This window comes from Pseudomonas sp. MT92, from assembly GCF_058792515.1.
The window spans coordinates 277,788-299,956 of sequence record NZ_JBXAFA010000005.1; the positions used below are offsets into that span (position 1 = coordinate 277,788).

General features: G+C 58.5%; 18 protein-coding genes. 8 read left to right on the forward strand and 10 right to left on the reverse strand.

Annotated elements, in window-relative coordinates; genetic code table 11:
* Positions 1-51: 51 nt before the first annotated feature.
* The gene (locus AC1Q6D_RS11680; protein ID WP_103403553.1) at positions 52-966 is read left to right on the forward strand and encodes a LysR family transcriptional regulator; all 915 of its coding nucleotides are present in this window, start codon (positions 52-54) and stop codon (positions 964-966) included.
* 187 nt (positions 967-1,153) lie between these two features.
* On the opposite strand, the gene AC1Q6D_RS11685 is transcribed toward AC1Q6D_RS11680, so the two are convergent.
* The 5 genes from AC1Q6D_RS11685 to AC1Q6D_RS11705 all read right to left on the reverse strand — a co-directional run bounded on the left by AC1Q6D_RS11685 (position 1,154) and on the right by AC1Q6D_RS11705 (position 6,156).
* The gene (locus tag AC1Q6D_RS11685; protein WP_047526470.1) at positions 1,154-1,855 is read right to left on the reverse strand and encodes an ABC transporter ATP-binding protein; all 702 of its coding nucleotides are present in this window, start codon (positions 1,853-1,855) and stop codon (positions 1,154-1,156) included.
* Positions 1,856-2,623, reverse strand: coding sequence for a high-affinity branched-chain amino acid ABC transporter ATP-binding protein LivG (livG, locus tag AC1Q6D_RS11690; RefSeq protein WP_047526471.1), 768 nt, complete (start codon positions 2,621-2,623; stop codon positions 1,856-1,858).
* Complete coding sequence (locus tag AC1Q6D_RS11695; RefSeq protein WP_103403552.1) at positions 2,620-3,876, reverse strand: high-affinity branched-chain amino acid ABC transporter permease LivM; 1,257 nt, start codon at positions 3,874-3,876, stop codon at positions 2,620-2,622. The genes livG and AC1Q6D_RS11695 overlap by 4 nt, the downstream gene beginning before the upstream one ends.
* Positions 3,873-4,796, reverse strand: a complete 924-nt coding sequence (livH, locus tag AC1Q6D_RS11700) for a high-affinity branched-chain amino acid ABC transporter permease LivH (protein ID WP_047526475.1) — start codon at positions 4,794-4,796, stop codon at positions 3,873-3,875. Before livH ends, AC1Q6D_RS11695 begins: the two co-directional genes overlap by 4 nt.
* Positions 4,797-5,028: 232 nt before the next feature.
* Positions 5,029-6,156, reverse strand: a complete 1,128-nt coding sequence (locus AC1Q6D_RS11705) for a branched-chain amino acid ABC transporter substrate-binding protein (protein WP_047526476.1) — start codon at positions 6,154-6,156, stop codon at positions 5,029-5,031.
* A 352-nt stretch (positions 6,157-6,508) separates the two neighbouring features.
* On the opposite strand from AC1Q6D_RS11705, the gene AC1Q6D_RS11710 reads away from it, so the two are divergent.
* The gene (locus tag AC1Q6D_RS11710) at positions 6,509-6,814 is read left to right on the forward strand and encodes a DUF2288 domain-containing protein (RefSeq protein ID WP_103403551.1); all 306 of its coding nucleotides are present in this window, start codon (positions 6,509-6,511) and stop codon (positions 6,812-6,814) included.
* 242 nt (positions 6,815-7,056) lie between these two features.
* On the opposite strand, the gene AC1Q6D_RS11715 is transcribed toward AC1Q6D_RS11710, so the two are convergent.
* Entirely contained in the window at positions 7,057-9,261 is a 2,205-nt protein-coding gene (locus AC1Q6D_RS11715) for a hypothetical protein (protein ID WP_103403550.1), read from the reverse strand.
* Between the two features lie 197 nt (positions 9,262-9,458).
* Between AC1Q6D_RS11715 and AC1Q6D_RS11720 the strand changes: the two genes are divergently transcribed.
* The gene (locus AC1Q6D_RS11720; protein ID WP_178083110.1) at positions 9,459-10,355 is read left to right on the forward strand and encodes an NAD(P)-dependent oxidoreductase; all 897 of its coding nucleotides are present in this window, start codon (positions 9,459-9,461) and stop codon (positions 10,353-10,355) included.
* Here AC1Q6D_RS11720 and AC1Q6D_RS11725 read toward each other — a convergent pair.
* Positions 10,312-12,462 carry a putative bifunctional diguanylate cyclase/phosphodiesterase gene (locus AC1Q6D_RS11725; protein WP_492573971.1) on the reverse strand — a complete coding sequence of 717 codons (2,151 nt, stop codon included), beginning with the start codon at positions 12,460-12,462 and terminating at the stop codon, positions 10,312-10,314. The two genes, AC1Q6D_RS11720 and AC1Q6D_RS11725, sit on opposite strands and share 44 nt — an antisense overlap.
* Before the next feature lie 358 nt (positions 12,463-12,820).
* Between AC1Q6D_RS11725 and AC1Q6D_RS11730 the strand changes: the two genes are divergently transcribed.
* On the forward strand, positions 12,821-14,170 hold the full coding sequence (locus AC1Q6D_RS11730; protein WP_103403548.1) for a spinster family MFS transporter: 1,350 nt from the start codon (positions 12,821-12,823) through the stop codon (positions 14,168-14,170).
* A 175-nt stretch (positions 14,171-14,345) separates the two neighbouring features.
* Here the strand turns inward: AC1Q6D_RS11730 and rapA are convergent, their stop codons facing one another.
* Entirely contained in the window at positions 14,346-17,192 is a 2,847-nt protein-coding gene (rapA, locus tag AC1Q6D_RS11735; protein WP_103403547.1) for an RNA polymerase-associated protein RapA, read from the reverse strand.
* Positions 17,193-17,422: 230 nt separating this feature from the next.
* Here rapA and AC1Q6D_RS11740 point away from each other — a divergent pair, with 230 nt between their 5' ends.
* The 3 genes from AC1Q6D_RS11740 (at position 17,423) to ccoM (ending at position 18,296) form a co-directional block, all read left to right on the forward strand.
* Positions 17,423-17,764 (forward strand): aspartate-semialdehyde dehydrogenase, encoded by a 342-nt coding sequence (locus AC1Q6D_RS11740; protein ID WP_103403546.1) that lies wholly within the window; start codon positions 17,423-17,425, stop codon positions 17,762-17,764.
* A 100-nt stretch (positions 17,765-17,864) separates the two neighbouring features.
* Positions 17,865-18,026, forward strand: a complete 162-nt coding sequence (locus tag AC1Q6D_RS11745) for a hypothetical protein (protein ID WP_007998358.1) — start codon at positions 17,865-17,867, stop codon at positions 18,024-18,026.
* A 153-nt stretch (positions 18,027-18,179) separates the two neighbouring features.
* Complete coding sequence (gene ccoM, locus AC1Q6D_RS11750) at positions 18,180-18,296, forward strand: cytochrome c oxidase subunit CcoM (RefSeq protein ID WP_305887962.1); 117 nt, start codon at positions 18,180-18,182, stop codon at positions 18,294-18,296.
* Between the two features lie 187 nt (positions 18,297-18,483).
* Here the strand turns inward: ccoM and AC1Q6D_RS11755 are convergent, their stop codons facing one another.
* Together AC1Q6D_RS11755 and AC1Q6D_RS11760 are read right to left on the reverse strand one after the other, a co-directional pair.
* Positions 18,484-19,959 (reverse strand): inorganic phosphate transporter, encoded by a 1,476-nt coding sequence (locus AC1Q6D_RS11755; protein ID WP_103403545.1) that lies wholly within the window; start codon positions 19,957-19,959, stop codon positions 18,484-18,486.
* A 376-nt stretch (positions 19,960-20,335) separates the two neighbouring features.
* Complete coding sequence (locus AC1Q6D_RS11760) at positions 20,336-20,536, reverse strand: hypothetical protein (RefSeq protein WP_090317178.1); 201 nt, start codon at positions 20,534-20,536, stop codon at positions 20,336-20,338.
* A gap of 682 nt (positions 20,537-21,218) precedes the next feature.
* On the opposite strand from AC1Q6D_RS11760, the gene pcaR reads away from it, so the two are divergent.
* Complete coding sequence (gene pcaR / locus AC1Q6D_RS11765) at positions 21,219-22,061, forward strand: pca regulon transcriptional regulator PcaR (protein WP_095945396.1); 843 nt, start codon at positions 21,219-21,221, stop codon at positions 22,059-22,061.
* Positions 22,062-22,169 lie beyond the last annotated feature (108 nt).

The following is a 22,169-nucleotide window of genomic DNA, read 5'->3' on the forward strand; positions in this document are numbered from 1 at the left end:
GTTGATAAGCGCGCTAATAGGCAACCTTTGGTTTTCAAATGGAAACAATCCATGAGTGAAATGGATGATCTCGCGGCGTTCGCGGTACTGGTCGAGGCGGGGAGCTTTACCTTGGCGGCGCAACAATTGGGTTGCAGCAAGGGGCAATTGTCCAAGCGTATCAGTCAGCTGGAAGCGCAGTTTTCCGTGGTCTTGCTGCAGCGCACCACTCGGCGCTTGAGCCTGACGGCTGCGGGCGCTGCCTTGCTGCCGCAGGCGCAGGCGCAGGCGCTGGTGGTGCAGGTCGAGCGGGCGCGTCAGGCATTGGCGCGACTGAAGGACGACATGGCCGGGCCGGTGCGGATGACGGTTCCGGTTTCCCTCGGGGAAACCTTCTTCGACGGCCTGTTGCTGGAGTTCTCCAGCCAGTACCCAGAAGTGCAGATCGAGTTGGACCTGAGCAATAACTATCGCGATTTATCTCGTGATGGCTATGACCTCGCGGTTCGCTCGGAGGTGGCTAACGATCAGCGTCTGGTGGCACGCCCGCTGTTGGCGTGGCACGAGATGACCTGCGCCAGCCCTGCGTATCTCGAACAATATGGCGAGCCGCTGACGCCTCAGGCATTGGCCGATCATTGTTGCCTGCTCAACAGCCACTACAGCGGTCGCGAAGAATGGCTGTATCACCAGCAACACGAATTGTTGCGGGTACGTGTGTCCGGGCCGTTTGCCAGCAACCATTACAACTTGTTGAAGAAGGCCGCCCTGGCCGGGGCGGGTATCGCGCGTTTGCCGTCCTACTTGCTGCCGGCGGAATTGGCTGACGGACGTTTGCGCTGGCTCCTGCGCGATTACCAGACCCGGAGCATGCCGATGTACCTGGTGCATCCGTATCAGGGTGGGCTGCCCAAGCGTACGCAAGTGTTGTCGGATTATCTGATTGGCTGGTTCAAACGCAGTGGGGAGGCGTTGGATCGACTGTAGGCGCGAGCTTGTTTCGGGCGGTATTCCGACGATGGTCGTCAACCATGACAAGGAATGTTTCGATGAGCGCTGCGCTCTCAGGTTCTTCGCGAGCAAGCTCGCTCCTACAGTGGATCTTCATGGTTTTAGAGGTTGTCAGGCATAAAAAAACGGCCCGCAAAGGCCGTTTTCTGGTTACCGCAATCGCTTAGCCGCCGAGGTACGCTTCGCGCACTTTCGGGTCGGTCAGCAAGGCTTCACCGGTGCCTTGCATCACGACCCGGCCGTTTTCCAGCACGTAGGCACGGTCAGCGATTTTCAGCGCCTGGTTGGCGTTTTGCTCTACCAGGAACACCGTCACACCGTCCTTGCGCAACTGTTCGATGATGTCGAAGATCTGCTGGATGATGATCGGTGCCAGGCCCAACGATGGCTCGTCGAGCAGCAGCAGCTTGGGTTTGCTCATCAGCGCACGGCCGATGGCAAGCATTTGCTGTTCGCCGCCGGACATGGTGCCGCCGCGTTGGCTAAAGCGCTCTTTCAGGCGTGGGAAAAGTCCGAGGACCTTGTCCATTTGTTCCTGGTAATCACCCTTCGCGGTAAAGAAACCACCCATGGAGAGGTTCTCTTCCACGGTCAGGCGCGAGAACACCCGGCGACCTTCCGGCACCACGGCGATGCTCTTGCGCATGATCTGCGCCGAGGTTTGCCCCACCAGCTCTTCACCCAAGTAACGGATGCTGCCGCTGTGGGCTTGCGGCGAGCCGCAGAGGGTCATCAGCAGGGTGGATTTGCCTGCGCCGTTGGCGCCGATCAGCGTGACGATTTCGCCCTGACGGATTTCCACGTTGACGCTGTGCAGGGCCTGGATCTTGCCATAGAAGGTGGAAACGTTTTCGAACTGCAGCATTTACGCTTCCCCCAGGTAGGCTTTGATCACTTCAGGATTGTCGCGGATCTGTTCCGGCGTGCCGTCGGCCAGAGGCGTGCCCTGGTTGATCACGACGATGTGGTCGGAAATGCTCATGACCAGTTTCATGTCGTGTTCGATCAGCAGCACGGTGACGTTGTGCTCTTCACGCAGCACGCTGATCAGCGCCTTGAGGTCTTCGGTTTCCTTCGGGTTCAGGCCGGCTGCGGGCTCGTCGAGCATGAGGATCCGCGGGCGGGTCATCATGCAGCGAGCGATTTCCAGGCGACGTTGCTGACCGTAGGCCAGGGTGCCGGCCGGACGGTTGGCGAACTCCTTGAGATGAACTTTTTCCAGCCAGTATTCGGCGAAATCCATGGCCTCGCGTTCGCTTTTGCGGAACGACGGGGTCTTGAACAGGCCGGACAGGAAGTTGGTGTTCAGGTGACGATGCTGGGCGATCAAGAGGTTCTCGACCGCAGTCATGTCCTTGAACAACCGCACGTTCTGGAAGGTACGCACCACGCCTTTGAGGGCGATCTTGTGGCCCGGCAGGCCCTCGATCGGCTCGCCGTCCAGCAGGATGCTGCCACCGCTCGGCTTGTAGAAGCCGGTCAGGCAGTTGAACACGGTGGTCTTGCCGGCGCCGTTGGGGCCGATCAGGGCGACCACTTGTTTCTCTTTCACGCTCAAGGCTACGCCGTTGACCGCCAGCAAGCCGCCGAAGCGCATGCTCAGGTTTTCTACTTTCAGGATCTCGCGGCTCATTTGCGCAGCTCCATGTGAGGACGTTGCATGGGCAGCAGACCCTGAGGGCGCCAGATCATCATCAGTACCATCAAGGCACCGAACATCAACATGCGGTACTCACTGAACTCACGCATCATTTCCGGCAACAGGATCATCACCACGGCCGCGAGGATCACGCCCAACTGCGAGCCCATGCCACCCAGCACGACGATGGCGAGAATGATCGCCGACTCGATGAAGGTGAAGGATTCCGGCGTTACCAGGCCCTGACGGGCAGCGAAGAAGCTGCCGGCAAAACCGGCGAAGCTGGCGCCCAGGGTAAAGGCTGAAAGCTTGATCACGGTCGGGTTGAGGCCCAGTGCTCGGCAGGCGATTTCGTCTTCACGCAAGGCTTCCCACGCGCGACCCAGCGGCATGCGCAGCAAGCGGTTGATGACGAACAGCGCAGCCAAAGCCAGGAGCAACGCAACCAGGTAAAGGAAGATCACCTTGTTGATCGAGTTGTATTCCAGGCCGAAGTACTCGTGGAAAGTCTGCATCCCTTCGGCGGCTTTACGTTCGAAGGTCAGGCCGAAGAACGTCGGTTTCTCGATGTTGCTGATGCCGTTCGGACCGCCAGTGAGGCCGGTCAGGTTACGCAGGAACAGACGGATGATCTCACCAAAGCCCAGGGTCACGATCGCCAGGTAGTCACCGCGCAGACGCAGTACCGGGAAACCGAGCAGGAAGCCGAAGGTGGCGGACATCAGGCCAGCGATAGGCAGGCAGATCCAGAAGCTCAGGCCGTAGTAGTGCGACAGCAGCGCATAGCTGTAGGCGCCGACGGCGTAGAAGCCAACGTAACCGAGGTCGAGCAGGCCGGCCAGGCCGACCACGATGTTCAGGCCGAGGCCGAGCATCACGTAGATCAGCACCAGTGTCGCGATGTCCACCGCGCCGCGAGAGCCGAAGAACGGCCAGACCAGCGCACCGGCGATCAGCGCAATGATGATCCAGCGCTGGGTGGTCGGCAGGGTCAGGAAATTGCTGGCCTTGGCCGGAATCAGCGGCACGCCGGGTGAGGAACGCCAGGCCGAGCTGATCTCCCGGTCGAAGATCACGCGCAGGAACATCAGCACCGAGCACACGGCGATGGTGATCAGCGTGGCGTTGCTGGTGCCATGGACTTCGAGGTTGATGCCAACGATGGTCAGCTTCAGACCGAGTACCGGGTAGGCCACGGCCCACACCAGCAAGGCGCTGAACAGCGCCTGTTTAAGATTCCTAGTCATACTTTCTCAACCTCCGGGCGGCCAAGCAGGCCGGTTGGCCGGAACAACAACACCAGAACCAATAGGCCGAACGCCACGACGTCCTTGTACTGGTCGCCGAAGATATCGGCACCGAAGGCTTCCGCCACGCCAAGTACCAGCCCGCCGAGCATGGCGCCCGGAATGCTGCCGATACCGCCCAATACCGCAGCGGTGAAGGCCTTGAGGCCGACGAGGAAACCGGCGTTCGGGTTGATCACGCCATATTGCATGCTCAGCAGCACGGCCGCGACGGCCGCCAGCGCGGCACCGATGACGAAGGTCAGGGCGATGATGTTGTTGGTGTTGATACCCAGCAGGTTGGCCATCTTGATGTCTTCGGCGCAGGCACGGCAGGCGCGACCCAGGCGAGAGCGGGAGATGAACAGCGTCAGGCCGAGCATGGCGACCAGGGTCACCACGAACACCACGATTTGCATGTAGGAAATCAGCACTTCATGTGCGCCACCTGGCCCGATGGAGAAGTTGCCCGGAATCAGGTTGGGAATGGATTTGTCCTTGGAGTCTTGCGCCAACAGAACCGTGTTCTGCAGGAAGATCGACATGCCGATGGCGGAAATCAGCGGGATCAGACGGTTGCTGCCGCGAAGTGGGCGGTAAGCGATCCGTTCGATGCTGTAACCGTAGGCACTGGTTACCACGATGGTGGCGAGAAAAGCGGCGGTCATCAACAGTGGAACACTGTCGAGTCCCAGCATGGTCAGTCCGGCGATGGCGATGAACGCCACGTAGGAACCGATCATGTACACCTCGCCGTGGGCGAAGTTGATCATTCCAATGATGCCGTAAACCATCGTATAGCCGATGGCGATCAGGGCATACGTGCTGCCAATGGTCAGACCATTAACCAGCTGTTGGAAGAAGTGATAGATGTCAGGCATTACAGCGCTCCTAAAAACCTGATACGCATTTCACTGGTGGAGTCATTTTCCCGCTCGAGCCCCATGGATCTGCATCCACTTCGAATTCGAGGTTTGCCAGCGAACCGCTGATGACGGTTTTGAGATTTTCAGGTGGGGAGACTAGCGGATCACGCCAGCACGGCCCAATACGTTCGTAAAACAAAGCCCACGGCACGCCGTGGGCTTTGTTGGCAGTCAGTCAGGCAAGGCCTTACTGAGGCGAAACTTCAGTTTTAGGTTTACCGAAGTGCCACTCGTAAACCACGAACTTGAAGTCTTTCAGGTCGCCCTTGGCGTCGAAGCTCAGGTCGCCAGTTGGAGTCTTGAAAGAGCCTGCGTGGATGGCAGCAGCCACTTTGGCAGTGTCTTCGCTCTTGGCGGCAGCGATACCACCGGCAATGACTTCAACAGCCGAGTAGGCCGGGAACACGAACGGACCGCTTGGATCTTCTTTCTTGGCCTTGAACGCATCAGCCAGGGCAACGTTGGCCGGGTCCTGGTCGAAGGATTTCGGCAGGGTCACCAGCAGGCCTTCGGAAGCGTCCTTGGCGATCTGCGAAATGGAGTCGTTACCCACGCCTTCCGGACCCATGAACTTGGCCTTCAGGCCTTTTTCCTGGGATTGACGCAGGATCAGACCCAGCTCCGGGTGGTAGCCGCCGTAGTAGACGAAGTCGACGTTGGCTTGCTTGAGCTTGGAGATCATCGAAGAGAAGTCTTTGTCGCCGGCGTTGATGCCTTCGAATACAGCAACCTTGACGCCTTTCTTCTCGAGGGTCTGTTTCACGGCGGTGGCAATGCCTTCACCGTATTGCTGTTTGTCGTGCAGCACAGCAACGATTTTCGGTTTTACGTGATCGGCAATGTAGTTACCGGCGGCAGGGCCCTGGGCGCTGTCCAGACCGATGGTGCGGAACACCATTTTGTAACCACGGGCGGTGATGTCCGGGCTGGTGGCAGCCGGGGTGATCATGATCACGCCTTCGTCTTCGTAGATGTCCGAAGCCGGTTGAGTGGAGCTGGAGCACAGGTGGCCAACCACGAACTTCACGCCGTCGTTGACGACTTTGTTCGCAACCGCGACCGCTTGTTTTGGATCACAGGCGTCATCGTATTCAACGGCTTCGAGTTTCTTGCCGTCGACGCCGCCCTTGGCGTTGATTTGCTCGATGGCCATTTTGGCGCCACTGAACTGCATGTCGCCGTATTGGGCTACAGGGCCGGTTTTAGGGCCGGCGATGCCGATCTTGATGGTGTCAGCTGCGAACGAATGGCTGGCAACCCCGGCCAGAACCATAGCGGCAAACAGTTTGGAAATCTGCTTAGTAGCCTTAGTCATAGTGCTCCACTCTTACTGTTGTATTTTTTATAGTCCTGGCGCCTTGGGCGGCAGAACCGGGTCAGATATCCACGACATCCCCCGGAAATGCCCCTCGGCAACTGTACCGGTACAGTGTAGAGCGCCGATTGTCAGCCTGGGAAGCTGGCGGCGGGGGGCAAAACTTTGGGGTGTCGCTTTTTTGAAAGAAAAAGACAGAATTGCGGCGGGGCTTTGGAGTGCTTATAGCCAGATTCCGTGCATTCCTTGGCGTTCCTGCTCTTTTCATTCGGTGACTCAACGTGCAACTGGGTTTTTCTATCAGGATCACCGACGTTATCATTGCGTCGATTTCTTATCCGGACAGGAACCCATGACTCAAGAACCTAGCACCCTCTATGCCAAGCTGCTTGGTGAAACGGCATCTATCACCTGGAAGGAGTTGGAGCCGTTCTTCGCCAAGGGTGCCCTATTGTGGGTCGACCCCGGTCTGGATTTGATCGCCGCGGCCGAAGCCGTGGCCACCGATGAGGGGGAGAAAGTGGCTGCCTGGCTGGCTGCCGATCAGGTCGCCAAGCTGTCTGAAACGCGGGCGCTGGATCTGTTTGAACGTGATCCCGAGTTGTGGGCGGTGGTCGTTTCGCCGTGGATAATGATCCAGGAAAGGGCAAAGCCATAAATGCCTGCACTTGTTTGGTGCGTGACGTTGCCAGCTAAAAGTGTGTAGGCGAGTAGCGTGATGGCACGTTGCCGTAGAGAAAGGCCACAGCCTCACGGTGACGTAAACGTAACGGGAACAGTTAAGAGAGCAGCCGAAGGGCTGCTCAATTGTTTCTGGATGTTGAGATTTGTGTGGCGGGCAAGGTCGTCATCGCGAGCAAGCTTGCTCGCGATTCGCCACGACGCGGTCTGGCGCCGGTCTTAGTAAGCGGTTTTACCCGTGTGGTTATTCAGCGAAATGACCTTGGTCTTGCCGATGCGGTGGCGGTAGATCTCGCGCAGGTATTTGATGGCTTTTTTCACGCAATCCCGGGACAGGCGAATGTCGTTGATCGAGACGAACTTGTCCTTGTCATTGATCAGTTCGCGATACTTTTTCTCATACATCGGCTTGATCGCGTACCAGTTGGTATCGAGGATCTTGGCCGGGTTCTCGAACTCGTTGAGCAGGTCGTCGATCAAGCCTTCGTCGAAGTGATCATGGATGATGAAGTCCAGGATCGAGTTGTCGAGGGTCTCGTCGAAGCGGTACGGGTTTTTTGCGAAGCAACGCTTGATGAACGCAACGATCAGCGTCAGGAAGTCGTCCGACAGGCATGGGCTCTTGGCGATCAGCGTGGTCAGGGACAGGTTGGCCGAGGCGCCGATCACCAGTGCATAGCGCTTGAGCGTGGTGTTGGGGAACAGACTGTTGAGGTGGGTCTTCAATCGGTTCAGGTCCATGTAGGACAGCTTGTAGTCCTTCGGCAGGGAAACGATCGACACCACCGACGAGCAATTCTTGAAGAAGTGCAGGTCGTGCAGCGCGGCCGCGTCATACCCCGAATTCTTGTACTGCTCCAGCGACGCCCGATAGCGCTTGGACTCAATGGGCAGCAGGCTGATGCCTTCGATGGCTTGAGTGACCTTGTTGAAGTGCGGCAGGTCGATGGAGCGGAAGAACAGGTCATCGATGTTCAGGCGCTGCGGTTCTTTCTCGAACACCTTGAATTTGTCGCTGGTCGGCGGCGGGGTTTCCGGCACCACGGATTCGGCGTAGGCAATGGCCACCGGGCCGGCCAGGCTCATGAACAGGTCGTTGGCGTCCAGGCGAATGGTTTCGCCGATGTCGATGCCGGCACGACGGAAATAGTTCTGGTCGTAGTCGGTGGTTACCGCTTGTGCCGTCAGAATGTTGAAGATCTGTTGTGAGATGTATTGGTTGGCGTGCTTTTCCATGGCATTGACATCAATGTTCTGGATATTGCCGTCATCGCTCTCTTCGGCGTAACGCATGATGTCGTTGGAGATCAGCATCATGGCATTCCATGGGCGGATACGGCCCATGACGCTGGCTTCGCTGCTGTCCTCGTTGGCGAAGTTGTAGGAGAAGTCCCACTCTTCCGACAGGTATTTGCACAGCAGGCGACCGGCGTTGATGTGCAAGGCTTCGGACATTTCGCTGCGATGATCGGAAATGTTCGGCAGCACGCAGATACCGCTGGTGAAAATCGGTTCGAAGACGAAGGAATGACCACTCTTGCCGTCGTGCTCGTCCATCGGCTTGGTGTCGAACGTCTTGTTCATGTACGAGTGCTGCTGGGCCAGGCCGAACTCCGAAGCCATGCCCGAACCGGTACCGCCGCCGGCACTGAAAATCGAGAAATACAGGCGCGACTGGTTGGCCTTGATGCCACAGCTGTCGATCAGGTAGGAGTGAATCATTTTCCAGTCCGGGCTGGAGAAACGCTGGGTGTCCTTATTGAGGATGATCTTGGCCAGGTACTGGCCGAGGATCGGCGCGTTACCGGCGCCACCGGCGTGGACTTCCGACAGGTCCATGATTTTCATTTTGCTGTAGTCGCGCAGGAACCCGCTTTTTTCGCCCTTGCGCGAGAAACGGATACGGCCGGCGATGTCTTTGTCCAGGTCGCCGAGCATGACCAGCGGTTCTACCAGGAACACCGGTTTGGTGGCCTTGTTCGGCCCCAGGCGCAGGTTGTTGCGAATCCATTGGGCCGGGCTGTAGCCCTTTTCGGCAAAGCGCTTGTCCGGCGACAGGCGATCTTCGTTGTTGAATTCGTTGAGATAGAACTTGCGGGCGTTGTACACCAGCTCCGCGACATCCAGCGCGATGTTCGAGCCGCAACGACCCAGGCCGATCAGGCACACCGACGGGAATTCCTGATCGTTGTGCTGTTCGTTATCGCCTTCCAGATGCGACGGGCGCGGGAACACCAGGTCGCGCAGGCCATCGAGGTTGTCGAGGATGCGGTCAGTATTGGTTTCGGTGAAATACAGGTATTGCTGGGTCGCCAGCGGGCGGGACGGGAGCAATGGCTTCGACGGCATTGGGGCGGGGCTGTTCGCCGCAGGGCTCAACGTCAGGTCGGATACCACAGGGGCCGGATTGTTTTTAGAAGTCATTGTTCGCCATGTACCTGGGCTGGTGGTCGGGCGACTCGCTGTCGTCGAACCGTCACGGAATGAGAACTCGCGTCTTTTATCAGCGCGTATTTGTCCCAAGCTTCAAAGCCTTGGCCTGAATGTCGCTCGGGGGAATCCTTTCCTAAGTCATGATGAATCGGCCAATATTCAACGTTCTTTAATCAAAAGGAGGCCAAATGATGTCAACGCTACCTTCGTTGGGATTTGCCGGGGTCGGCCTGATGGGCCTGCCTATGTGCAAGCGCCTGCTTGCGGCGGGTTTTCCGCTGACGGTGTGGAACCGTAATCCGGCCAAGTGCGCGCCGCTGGTCCAGGCTGGGGCGCGCCAGGTCGCCACGCCTGCCGAGCTGTGCCAACACGCTGATGTGGTGATGTTGTGCCTGGCCGATACCCCGGTCGTCCGTGAGGTGGTTTTCGGGGCGGCGGGGATTGTCGAAGGGGCGAAAAGCGGTCAGTTGCTGGTGGATTTTTCCAGCCTGGAACCGACTGCGACGCGGGAAATGGCCTCGGAGCTTGTCAGTAAAACCGGTATGGGTTGGCTGGATGCGCCGGTCTCCGGCGGCGTGGTCGGAGCCGAGGCCGGAAGCCTCGCGATCATGGTGGGCGGCGAGGCGGCGGCGCTTGATCGGGTCAAACCTGTCTTGTTGAGCCTTGGCCAGCGCGTGACGCACATGGGGGCCGTCGGGGCGGGGCAGGTGACCAAGGCCTGCAATCAAATGATCGTGGCCTGCAACGCGCTGGTTATTGCTGAAGTCGTGGCGCTGGCGGAGCGCTCCGGTGTTGATGCGAGCCTGATCGCCGAGGCGCTGGCCGGTGGTTTTGCCGACTCAAAACCTTTGCAGATTCTCGGCCCGCAAATGGCCGACAGCCGTTTCGAACCGGTCAAATGGCACGTGCGAACCCTGCTCAAGGATCTGGATACCGCGGTGAAGTTTTCCCGTGAGCAAGGCTCGGCAACGCCGATCAGCGGTCTGGCCGCGCAATTGATGCGATTGCATGGGAGCCAGGGCTTCCTGGAACAGGACCCGTCTACATTAGTGCAGTTGTACCGTGAACCAGACTCAACGGCGTAACGGTGTATGCGTGCTTGCGCTGGTTGATCTCGTCCAGCACCGGGCGTAAATCATTGAGGGGCACCGGGCGGCTTAGCAGGTACCCCTGAACAAAGTCACAGCCGTGGCGTTCGAGAAACTGGTATTGCTCGAACGTTTCGACGCCCTCGGTGACCACGTCCAGATGCAGCGTGTGGGCCATGACGATAATGGCCTGGACGATCTCCATGTCCTGCGCGGATTTGGGGATGTCGATAATGAACGATCGATCGATCTTCAGCGTGTTGAGTGGCAAGCGTTTGAGGTAGGCCAGGGACGAGTAACCGGTGCCGAAGTCATCGATCGACAGCGACACGCCGAGGGCGCGAATCTGCTGCAGCAATACCAGCGTTTCGGTGATGTTGCCCATCAATGCATTTTCAGTCACCTCCAGTTCCAGCCGCCTTGGCGCTACTGCGGCGCTGCGCAAGGCCTGTTCGATTTCCCCGGCCAGTTCCTCTCGACCCAGGCTCAGGGGCGAGCAATTCACGGCAATCTTCAGTTCATCGCAGCCCTGTCGTGACAATTCGCCGAGGTCCTGGCAGGCCTTGCGCAGCACCCATTTGTCCAGTTCGGTGATCAGGCCATTGGACTCGGCGAGGGCAATGAAACGATCCGGTGCAAGGAGGCCGTGGACGGGATGCTGCCAACGAATCAACGCTTCCAGTTTGCTGGCCTGGCCGGTTTTCAGGTCGTAGATTGGCTGGTAATAGAGCATCAGGCCGGTGTCTTCGCGCAGGGCATGGCGCAGTTCTTCTTCCAGTTGCAGTTCCAGCGTGGCCCGGGCCTTGAGATTGGCGCTGAAAAAATTCAAGCCGTTGCGACCGCTACCCTTGGACTGATAGAGCGCCAAATCGGCATTTTTCAGCAGTTCTTCGCAGGTTTTTCCATCCTCCGGAAACAGGCTGATGCCGATGCTGGTCGTCATGACCATGCGCCGCCCGGCCAGCTCGATGGGGTCCTTCATTTTCAGCATGATGCGTTGTGCCATTTGTCGGGCTTCGTCCCGATCGTGCAGATCGATGAGGATGCAGAATTCATCGCCACCGAATCTCGCCACGACATCTTCGTGGCTGCGTACCGAGGCCTTGATGTGGCTGGCCAGTACCTTGAGCAGTTCGTCGCCCGCATCATGGCCCAGGCTGTCGTTGATCCGCTTGAAATGGTCAATGTCGAGGAACAGGACGGCAAGCATGCCACCTTCATGGGTTTTCTCGATGAGCTTCTCGGCGAAGATCTGATTGAAACCGCGTCGGTTGATCAGGCTGGTCAAGGCGTCGTAGTGCGCGACCTGTTGCAGGGAAACGCGTGCCTGGTCGAGTTGGCTGAGCAGCGAGTTCACCCGTTGCAGGTCATGATCCTTTTTTTGCAGTTTCTTGTCCGCCAGGGCCGCGCTGATGCAGCTGCCAATGATGAGCAGCGTCATGACTGCGACAGTCACCCCCAATTGCAGGTGGTTGTGTTCCCCTGGTTGCGGCAGGACGGTGCCGCCGGGTAGCAACAAATTGAAAGCCGCCATACCCGTAAAGTGCATGCTGATGATGCCGGCCCCTATAACCAGGCTCGCGCTGTATTTGAACAACTGATGAAACATCCCGGTGCCGTTGCGCAAATGGCTGGCCAGTAACAGCGCCGCCAGGCTGGCGCCAATCGCGATCAGGATGGAGAGCCCAAACAACACTGGCTGGTAATAGACCTTCGCTTGCGACTGCATGGCGCCCATGCCCACGTAATGCATGGTCGCGATGCCCATGCCGATCCAGACGGAGGCTTTCAGGCATTGCCAAACGCTCAGGGAGGGGCGACTGAGGGTGTACATCACCAGCCAGGAGGTGAGCAGGGCGATCAACAGGGACAATAAGGTGACGGGCAGTTGGAAATGAACATCGACCGGTACCTGGAACGCCAGCATGCCGATAAAGTGCATGGCCCATATTCCGCCGGCCAGGCAGCCGGCACCGACCCAGCGCCACAGTCGTTGGGAGGAGAGGTTTTCCGCGTGGGCAACCCGTTCGGCCATGTCCAGTGTGGCAAAACTGCCGGCACAGGCGACCAGATAAGCCAGTAACACCAGAAAGGGGTCATGCATGCAGTTAAGTATGACCTGCCCGTTCACTGGTAGCTCGGTAATGAAATGCAGACCAAGCCAGTCCATAGCATGCCCCGTCGTTAATCACCCTGGCCTGCGCAATCGACGCTGGCGAATGCACTGAAGTATAGAGGGCATGCACGCAGCGCAAGCCATAGTGGCTAAATGAATCCAACCTTTTTGGAATGGGCTTTAGAGCGATTGGAAATAAATTGTTGCATGGGCTGCGCCCGCCACCATGGGTGGGTATCAGCCTTGCGAATAATGACAGACAGCATTCGCGGGCCTGACTAGATTGCAAGTTCCGGGCTCGGATGCGCTGGCAGTGAAGCCCCATAACAATAAAAGAGACGGACCCATGCAGAACTCGACCCAAGCGGCGAATGCCTGGCGCATTCTGTTCCTGCTGTTCCTGGCCAATCTGTTCAATTTTTTCGACCGCACGATCCCGGCCATCATCATTGAGCCGATCCGCATGGAATGGCACCTCAGCGACTTTCAGCTGGGGATCATCGGCACCGCCTTCACCCTCGTCTACGCGATAGCCGGCCTGCCACTGGGGCGGATGGCCGATACCGGTTCGCGCAGCAAGTTGATGGGCTGGGGGCTGGCCGTGTGGAGCGGGTTGACCGCGGTCAACGGCATGGTCGGCAGTTTCTGGAGTTTCCTGGTCGTGCGCATGGGTATCGGCATCGGTGAGGCCAGTTACGCGCCCGCCGCCAACTCGTTGATCGGCGATTTGTTTCCCGCTCACCGACGGGCGCGGGCCATGGGTATTTTCATGCTCGGCCTGCCTTTGGGCCTGTTGCTGGCGTTCTTTACCATCGGGGCGATGGTCAAGGCGTTCGACAGCTGGCGGGCACCTTTCTTCATCGCTGCCGTACCGGGACTGATCCTGGCGGTGTTCATGTTTTTCATCAAGGAGCCGAAGCGGGGGGCTGCCGAGAGCGTACAAGTCTCGCAAGAGCGCATTGACCGACCTGTCCGCCGGGTTTTGGCAGTGCCGACTTTTCTGTGGCTGGTGATGGCCGGGCTGTGTTTCAACTTCGCAACTTATGCTTGCAACTCGTTTCTGGTACCGATGCTTCAGCGTTACTTTCTGATGCCTTTGCAGGAGGCCGCCGTGGCGACAGGAGTGATTGTCGGTGTGACCGGCCTGGTTGGCCTGACGCTGGGTGGCTGGGTCGCGGACAAAATCCATCAACGGGTCGCCAACGGACGTCTGCTGTTTGCCGCGATCAGCCTGATCATATCGACCCTGTGCACGGCCTGGGCGCTGCATTCGGGACGGATCGAGATTGGCGTGTTCGTGGCGGTGTTCAGTCTGGGCTGGTTGTTCGCCTATAACTTTTACACCTGCGTGTACACGGCGATTCAGGACGTGGTCGAGCCGCGTCTGCGGGCGACGGCCATGGCGCTGTTCTTTGCCGGCTTGTACCTGTTGGGCGGTGGACTGGGGCCGGTGGTGGTGGGCGCGTTGTCCGATCACTTCGCCCATACCGCGATGCTTGCCGCCGGTGCCGAACAGATGACCGAAGCGTTCAAGGCTGTCGGCCTGCATGATGCGATGTACCTGATCCCGGTAGCGCTGTTTTTCACCATGGTGTTTTTGTTCCTGGCTGCGCGGTGTTTTGTGCGCGATGCCAAGCGGATGAAGGAGGGGTTGATTGCTGTGGTAGAGCCAGATGGGGTTGCAGCGACCGCATAATCGCTTTCGTGAGCAAGCTTCTGTGTTCGAGTCGAACACAGAAGCTTTAAACAGCCCAAGCCTGCGGGCGCTTGCTCGCGAAGAGCCCATCAGCAGCAGCCGATTAATCACAGGAAATAAAAAAGGCCCGCATCGCTGCGGGCCTTTTCATTTATAGCGGTGGAGCAGGGGGGGCTTAACCTGCCACCAACACCCGAATCGCTTCCAGTCGCAGCGCAGCCTTTTCGAGCATGGCCAGGCCTTGCTCACGTTGTTTGCGCAGGGCAACCAGTTCGCTGTCGCGTACGGTCGGATTGACCGCTTGCAAGGCGGTCAGGCGTGCCAGTTCTTCATCGGTATCGGCCGCCAGACGACGTTGCGCCTCGGCTACCCGTTCGGCGTGACGCGGGGTGATCTTTTCTTCGCCCGCGTTGATCCGTGGGGTCAACTGATCGCGCTGGGCCTGGATGAACTTGTTGGCGCTGGCGCGCGGTACGCTTTCCAGTTGATCGTTCAGCGTTTCGAACGACACCCGGGCCGAGAGGTCGTTGCCGTTCGGGTCGAGCAGGCAACGCAGGGCGGCCGGCGGCAGGTAACGGCCCAGTTGCAGTGAGCGCGGGGCAACCACTTCACTGACATACAGCAGTTCCAGCAACACCGTGCCAGGCTTGAGTGCCTTGTTCTTGATCAGCGCCACGGCGGTATTGCCCATGGAGCCGGACAAAACCAGATCCATGCCGCCCTGCACCATCGGGTGCTCCCAGGTGATGAACTGCATGTCTTCGCGGGACAGCGCCTGGTTGCGGTCGTAGGTGATGGTCACGCCTTCGTCGTCGCCCAGCGGGAAGCTGGCGTCGAGCATTTTCTCGCTCGGCTTGAGGATCAGTGCGTTTTCCGAATGGTCTTCGCTGTCGATGCCGAATGCGTCGAACAGGGTTTCCATATAGATCGGCAGGGCGAACTGATCGTCTTGCTCAAGGATGGCTTCGACCAAGGCATCGCCTTCGCCGGCGCCGCCGGAATTGAGTTCCAGCAGGCGGTCGCGGCCAGTATGCAGTTCGGCTTCAAGACGTTCGCGTTCGGTGCGAGCTTCATCGATCAGCGCTTGCCACTCGCCATCATCGGCCTCTTCCAGCAAAGGCAGCAGGCGCGGGCCGAACTGATGTTGCAGGGCGTTGCCGGTCGGGCAGGTGTTGAGGAACGCGTTCAGCGCTTCGTGGTACCACTGAAACAGGCGCTCTTGCGGGCTGGTTTCCAGGTACGGCACGTGCAGCTCAATGACGTGTTTCTGACCGATCCGGTCCAGTCGGCCGATACGTTGTTCCAGCAGGTCCGGGTGGGACGGCAGATCGAACAGCACCAGGTGATGGGAGAACTGGAAGTTGCGACCCTCACTGCCGATTTCCGAGCAGATCAGCACTTGCGCACCAAACTCTTCGTCGGCGAAGTAAGCGGCGGCGCGGTCACGCTCGAGGATGTTCATGCCCTCATGGAACACCGTGGCCGGGATGCCGGAGCGCACGCGCAGCGCGTCCTCCAGGTCCATGGCGGTTTCGGCGTGAGCACAGATCACCAGTACCTTGGTGCGTTTGAGCATCTTGAGGGTGTCGATCAACCATTCGACGCGGGGATCGAATTTCCACCAGCGATCTTCTTCGTTGGCGTCCGGCTGCGCCTGGAAGCTGACTTCCGGGTAGAGCTCGGCGTGATCGCCCAATGGCAACTCGAGGTACTCATCCGGGCACGGCAGCGGGTACGGGTGCAGTTTGCGTTCCGGGAAACCCTGTACGGCGGCGCGGGTGTTGCGGAACAGCACGCGGCCAGTGCCGTGGCGGTCGAGCAGTTCGCGCACGAGGCGGGCGCTGGCTTCGGTATCGCCATCGTTGACGGCTGCCAGCAGGGCTTCGCCTTCGTTGCCGAGGAAACCGTGGATGGTCTTGTGCGCTTCAGGCGACAGACGCCCCTGGTCCAGCAATTCCTGAACGGCCTCGGCCACCGGGCGATAGTTTTCGCTTTCGGCGCGGAAGGCGTGCAGGTCATGGAAACGGTTCGGATCGAGCAGGCGCAGACGGGCGAAGTGGCTGTCCTGGCCCAGTTGTTCCGGGGTCGCGGTCAGCAGCAGTACGCCAGGGATGGTTTCGGCCAGTTGCTCGACCAGCGAATATTCAGGGCTGACCTGATCTTCGTGCCACACCAGGTGGTGCGCTTCGTCGACCACTAACAAATCCCAACCCGCTGCGAACAGTGCGTCCTGGGCTTTTTCATCCTCAACCAGCCATTCGAGGGCCACCAGTGCGAGCTGAGTGTCTTCGAACGGGTTGCTGGCATCGCTTTCGATGAAGCGTTCTTCGTCGAACAGCGCGACCTGCAGGTTGAAGCGACGACGCATTTCCACCAGCCACTGGTGCTGAAGGTTCTCCGGCACCAGGATCAGCACGCGATTGGCGCGACCCGACAGCAGTTGGCGATGGATCACCAGACCGGCTTCGATGGTCTTGCCCAGGCCCACTTCGTCGGCCAGCAGAACCCGTGGAGCGATACGGTCGGCGACTTCGCGGGCGATGTGCAACTGGTGTGCGATCGGTTGCGCACGCACGCCACCCAGGCCCCACAGCGCGGACTGCAACTGGCGGCTGGTGTGTTCCAGGGTGTGGTAACGCAGGGAAAACCAGGGCAGCGGGTCGATCTGCCCGGCGAACAGTCGGTCGCTGGCCAGACGGAACTGGATGAAGTTCGACAGTTGGGTTTCCGGCAGGGTGACCACTTCGTTCTGCGCGTTGAGGCCGTGGTAAACCAGCAGGCCATCGACATCGTCGACTTCGCGAACGGTCAGTTTCCAGCCTTCGAAGTGAGTGATGGTGTCACCCGGCGAGAACCGCACGCGGGTGAGGGGCGCATTCCGTAGCGCGTACTGGCGGGTGTCGCCAGTGGCCGGGTAGAGCACGGTCAACAAGCGGCCGTCCTGTGCCAGAACGGTGCCCAAACCCAGCTCGGCTTCGCTGTCACTGATCCAGCGTTGCCCCGGTTGATACTGCTGCGCCATGCTGCCTGACTCCCACCTTGAAAAAGCGGGCTATCTTAACGGAATGAGGGCTTGAGGGCCAAAAGAATAGGAGCGGCGGCAAGCTTTAAGCGCCAGGCCGCCAGTTGAACCGGATGCATTTTTTGCGGGTGGTACGGCATTCACGAGTGCCAACTGAGTCACAGTTTGCGACCGATGGCTCAAGTCGCCACCCCCGCAGCCGACAGCCTGCTGACAGGAGACCACTAAATATGCTGCCACCGATGCTCCCCTTGAGTGCCGTGCCGATCACTTCACAGCATGACCCGGTCCGTCCACGCCCTGACATTGCACCTGTGGTTCCTGCACAGGAGAGCTCCAGCGACAGCACCATTGACCTGAAAAATCGCGACTCCGACGAAGCCACTTTGCTGTTGCGCGAGGAACAGCGGCGGCGGCAGGAGCGTGAACGACGCCGTCGTGAAGCCGATGATGACCCCGAGGCGCACCTGGCGATCCCGGGCGATGAATTGAACGCCGATAACACCGTGCCCGTGGCGCCGCTGATGGAGGATCAGCCACGTCAAGGTTTGTGGGTCGATATCGAGATTTGAGTTCGCGACTGGTCAGCGAGGTCATCAGACCGCATTATTGGCAAAACCCTGCCAATCGATACGGCAGCGCAATCTCAATTCAAGCGATGCACTTAACCCCATGAGCCAAGACGACAAGCTGATCGACCTCAACGCCGAACGCGCCAAGCGCATCCATGACCTCAACGACAAGCGCTTGAATGAAGTGCGCCAGGCGTTCGAGCAGGCCATGCCTTTGGGTAAAGCGAAGAAAAAGCCAAAAAACAAACCGAAAAAGCGCTAAACCCACTGCATTAATTGATGCAGGTCAGTTTCTCCCTCCTTTACTCCCGGTCCGGCGTCCGTTATCCGGCCACATTGATCCCGGTCAATATTCTCTCCTGCCTGTTTGGATAACTTAATCCCATCGCAACAAGGCAACTGCAGGAGACGCGTCATGTTTTTCGACAACGTGGTGATCGCCGGAGTGCTGACCGTCAGCCTCATGTTGGTGTTCTTTGCAGGATTCGGATTATTTATCTGGAAGGACTCGCACAAGCGGAAAAAACCGTAAGTCTTTCTTGATGTAATGAGCACGCAAGGCATTTTGGGCAACTTCGGTTGCCCTTTTTTTTGTCTGCGAAAAACTGATCGACAATGCAGGGTTCGCTCCCAGAGGAGGATTGCTGTTTCTGCAGAATTGCACGTCAATAAAAAAGGCGCGGTCCTTGCGGAGCGCGCCTTGTTCGTTCGGCTGCGTATCAGCTGCCGAGTGCCTTCGAGGCCAGCCAGAACAGCCCGGCCGACAGGCCCACCGTGGCTGGCAGGGTCAGAACCCAGGCCAGCAGGATGTTTCTGACAGTGCCGCCCTGGAGGCCGCTTTTGTTGGCGACCATGGTACCGGCCACACCTGAAGACAAGACGTGAGTCGTGGACACCGGCAGGCTGAAGATATTGGCCAGGCCGATCAGGCTCGCGGTGGTGATTTGTGCCGACATGCCCTGGGAGTAGGTCATGCCCTGCTTGCCGATCTTCTCGCCGATGGTCAGTACCACGCGTTTCCAGCCGATCATGGTACCCATGCCGAGGGCCAGTGCGACCGCCAGAATCACCCAGAACGGGGCGTATTCGGTCGTGGTGGTCAGGTCTTTGCGCAGCTTGTCCAGGTCAGCTTTTTCACGTGCCGCCAGGCCTGGCAACTTGCTGACTTTCTTCGCCGTGTCGTCCAGGCAGAGCAGGTAGCGACGTACTTCGATCCGCTGTTCCGAGGTCAGCGAGTGATAGTCGGCCACACCCTTGAGGGTGCCGAGCAGGGCGGCGATGGTCGGTTCGGTCTGTTGCGGGTTGCAACGGAATTTCTCCGGCAGATCACCTTCCACACTTTTGCCCAGGGCCAGGAATTCACCCAGGGTTTCGTTATTGCGCTGGTAAAACTGGCTCAAGTGCAGGGTCGCGTCACGGGTCCGCTCGATCTGGTATGTGGTGCTGGTCAGGTCGAGTACGAACTGCGCCGGTACGATACCGATCAATACCAACATGATCAGACCAATACCTTTCTGGCCATCGTTGGAACCGTGTACGAAGCTCACGGCCATCGCCGAAATCACCAGCACCAGGCGGTTCCAGAACGGCGGATGTTTCTTGTCGTCGATCTTGCGGCGCTGTTCCGGAGTCTTGTGCATCTTCGACAGTGGGCGCCACCACTTGAGGCCCATCAGTATCAGCGCGGCGATCAGGAAACCCGCCATCGGCGAGAACACCAGCGATGCTGCGATATCGATCGCTTTCTGCCAATTCACCCCGTCAGCCAGGGGGATATCGTTGATCAGTGCGTTGGCCAGGCCCACGCCGAGGATCGAGCCGATCAATGTGTGAGAACTGGAAGCGGGGATGCCGAAGTACCAGGTGCCCAGGTTCCAGGTGATGGCGGCGGCGAGCAACGAGAACACCATTGCCAGGCCGTGGCCGGTGTTCACATTGATCAGCAGTTCCACCGGAAGCAGGTGAACGATGGCATACGCCACGCCAACGCCGCCCAGCAGTACGCCGAGGAAATTGAACACACCGGAAAAGAACACTGCCAGGTGCGGCGGCATCGCTTTGGTGTAGATAACAGTGGCGACCGCGTTAGCGGTGTCATGAAATCCATTGATGAACTCGAAGGCGAGGACAAAAGCCAGGGCGAGCAAGAGGCTCACAAGCACCCAAGCATCCAGTCCGCTGAATAAATCGATCATGAAGGTTTTCTGACCCGGTCATAAGGGGGCGCGATTATGCCAGAAAAGACTGTGAATCGATGCACTAGCTGCTCATCGGTAACATTCTTCAACGAATTATTTTGCATCAGTACCCAAAAAATCCGTGATTTTTCAGGCCTTGCAAGTCATTGAATTTATTTGAAAAGCCTTACACCACAAGGGTTTCACTCCCAGAGAGGAGAGTGCTGAATGCTTGTATGAAATTTCTGAGAGGAGGGTCAGATATGAGCCTTTTACCTCGTCCGACGGTCAAGGTGGTCGCTGCCCGCTTGTAGCGGGCGCAAAGGCAACATCAATACATCCCGCTTTTAACAGGTGTAAATGCAGACCCTTGAAAGGACTCAGGCCGAAGCAGTCATGGCTCTTCGGCTTTGAGTTCCTTTTCCATCTTCTGCAGTTCCTGGATGAATGCCTGATCCTGAACGGTGGCGCGTTTACGCCAGGGTTTGCGTTCCGGTTCGGGCTGGGCGGCGTAGGTGGTGACTTCCCCGCCGTAAACTTCCTTGTAACGTTGTTCCTGGCGCTCAAGTTCCGCGCGCAGTTCGTCTTTCGTCACAGTGCTACCTGATTGAGTTGAGATAAATTCTGGTGAAAACGCGCTGCTCAATGTATTGACCACACTCATCGAAATGACGACGCCCTTGAAGGCATCGTTTACGGCAGTGGGATCTATACTTCCATGTTGCAGGCGGCCACGGCACCAGAGAAGAACGGCTGACGTAGCATCAGTTTCCTGTTCAGCGAGCGCGTTGGCGATGCAAATGCAGGCAGCGTCAGGCGCTTGCTGTGGGTGGCGGCGATGGAATCTCGCGCCACCGCGTAGTCGGTTGGGCAAGTAAAAAAACGCTTGGCGACTGAATTGCATTATAGCGAGCGAATCACAGAACACTATCGCCAATGAGTTAAAAGTCGATCTTGATGTGTGATTGGTTTGTTACCCCTAACTTTCGGCTAACTAGATAGGTGTCTGATGCCACTTGGCTGCGATGTCTTTCTGACGCCATTAAGTCGAGCAACTTGGGCAACTACATCGAATCGTAAATTCCGCACGGATTCCAGAGTAACAACATCTCAGGAAAACCGTGCAGCCCGGTCAGTGAGCGGCGGGATTGCGCACAGCGTCGATTGCGATTATCGGTCGATAGTTCGATAATCGCCCAATGTTGATGGGGTGGACTGGTGCAGCAGGCCAGTAGCCGCTTGTAATAGTCACCGATCCGTGTGGATAAGGACCTTAAATGAACGATCAATTGCGCAATTCTTTCGCTTCAGTGGCTCCGCCGATTGTCGCTTCACCCGCCAAACGGATCCAGGCCCTGACCGGCGACCCGGATTTCATGACGTCCCTGGCGCGTGGACTGGCCGTCGTGCAAGCGTTCCAGGAACGCAAGCGGCACCTGACCATCGCCCAGATCAGTCATCGCACGGAAATTCCCCGCGCTGCCGTGCGCCGTTGCTTGCATACGCTGATCAAGCTCGGTTATGCCACCACCGATGGCCGGACTTATTCCCTGCTACCCAAAGTGCTGACCCTCGGGCATGCCTATGTTTCCTCCACGCCGCTGGCGGTCTCTGCCCAGCCGTATCTGGACCGCATGAGCGAGCAACTGCACGAAGCCTGCAACATGGCGACCCTGGAAGGGGATGACATCTTGTACATCGCCCGCTCGGCAACCACCCAGCGCCTGATTTCCGTTGACCTCTCGGTGGGCGGGCGCTTGCCGGCCTATTGCACGTCGATGGGCAGGATCCTGCTGGCCGCCCTGGATGATACGTCGCTGGGTGAGTACCTCGACCACGCGGAGCTGCAAGCCAAGACCAGTCGAACCATCCACACCCCCGAAGCACTGCTGGAGTGCTTGCAGGAAGTGCGGCAACAGGGTTGGTGCATCGTCGATCAGGAACTGGAGCAGGGCCTGCGCTCGATTGCCGTTCCGGTGTACGACGCCTCCGGTCAGGTCGTTGCGGCCCTGAACGTCAGCACCCACGCCGGACGGGTGAGTCGCAACGAATTGGAACAGCGCTTCCTGCCCGGCCTGTTGAGTGCCAGCCGCGACCTCAGTACCCAGCTGTTTACCTAAGCTGTTCGATAAACGCACAGAGTCGCGTTCGATGAATTGACGCTCTTTCCCTTGGCTCATTAATGTCGCGGCAGCGTCATCCGGCGCTGTCAGTACCGATTCGGCGCC

Coding starts and splice junctions, on each gene's coding strand:
- AC1Q6D_RS11705 (WP_047526476.1), bottom strand. CDS start 6,156: ATGACTAAGGCTACTAAGCAGATTTCCAAACTGTTTGCCGCTATGGTT.
- AC1Q6D_RS11680 (WP_103403553.1), top strand. CDS start 52: ATGAGTGAAATGGATGATCTCGCGGCGTTCGCGGTACTGGTCGAGGCG.
- AC1Q6D_RS11685 (WP_047526470.1), bottom strand. CDS start 1,855: ATGCTGCAGTTCGAAAACGTTTCCACCTTCTATGGCAAGATCCAGGCC.
- AC1Q6D_RS11715 (WP_103403550.1), bottom strand. CDS start 9,261: ATGACTTCTAAAAACAATCCGGCCCCTGTGGTATCCGACCTGACGTTG.
- AC1Q6D_RS11720 (WP_178083110.1), top strand. CDS start 9,459: ATGATGTCAACGCTACCTTCGTTGGGATTTGCCGGGGTCGGCCTGATG.
- pcaR (WP_095945396.1), top strand. CDS start 21,219: ATGAACGATCAATTGCGCAATTCTTTCGCTTCAGTGGCTCCGCCGATT.
- AC1Q6D_RS11755 (WP_103403545.1), bottom strand. CDS start 19,959: ATGATCGATTTATTCAGCGGACTGGATGCTTGGGTGCTTGTGAGCCTC.
- ccoM (WP_305887962.1), top strand. CDS start 18,180: ATGTTTTTCGACAACGTGGTGATCGCCGGAGTGCTGACCGTCAGCCTC.
- livG (WP_047526471.1), bottom strand. CDS start 2,623: ATGAGCCGCGAGATCCTGAAAGTAGAAAACCTGAGCATGCGCTTCGGC.
- rapA (WP_103403547.1), bottom strand. CDS start 17,192: ATGGCGCAGCAGTATCAACCGGGGCAACGCTGGATCAGTGACAGCGAA.
- AC1Q6D_RS11710 (WP_103403551.1), top strand. CDS start 6,509: ATGACTCAAGAACCTAGCACCCTCTATGCCAAGCTGCTTGGTGAAACG.
- livH (WP_047526475.1), bottom strand. CDS start 4,796: ATGCCTGACATCTATCACTTCTTCCAACAGCTGGTTAATGGTCTGACC.
- AC1Q6D_RS11695 (WP_103403552.1), bottom strand. CDS start 3,876: ATGACTAGGAATCTTAAACAGGCGCTGTTCAGCGCCTTGCTGGTGTGG.
- AC1Q6D_RS11740 (WP_103403546.1), top strand. CDS start 17,423: ATGCTGCCACCGATGCTCCCCTTGAGTGCCGTGCCGATCACTTCACAG.
- AC1Q6D_RS11730 (WP_103403548.1), top strand. CDS start 12,821: ATGCAGAACTCGACCCAAGCGGCGAATGCCTGGCGCATTCTGTTCCTG.
- AC1Q6D_RS11745 (WP_007998358.1), top strand. CDS start 17,865: ATGAGCCAAGACGACAAGCTGATCGACCTCAACGCCGAACGCGCCAAG.
- AC1Q6D_RS11725 (WP_492573971.1), bottom strand. CDS start 12,462: ATGCATGACCCCTTTCTGGTGTTACTGGCTTATCTGGTCGCCTGTGCC.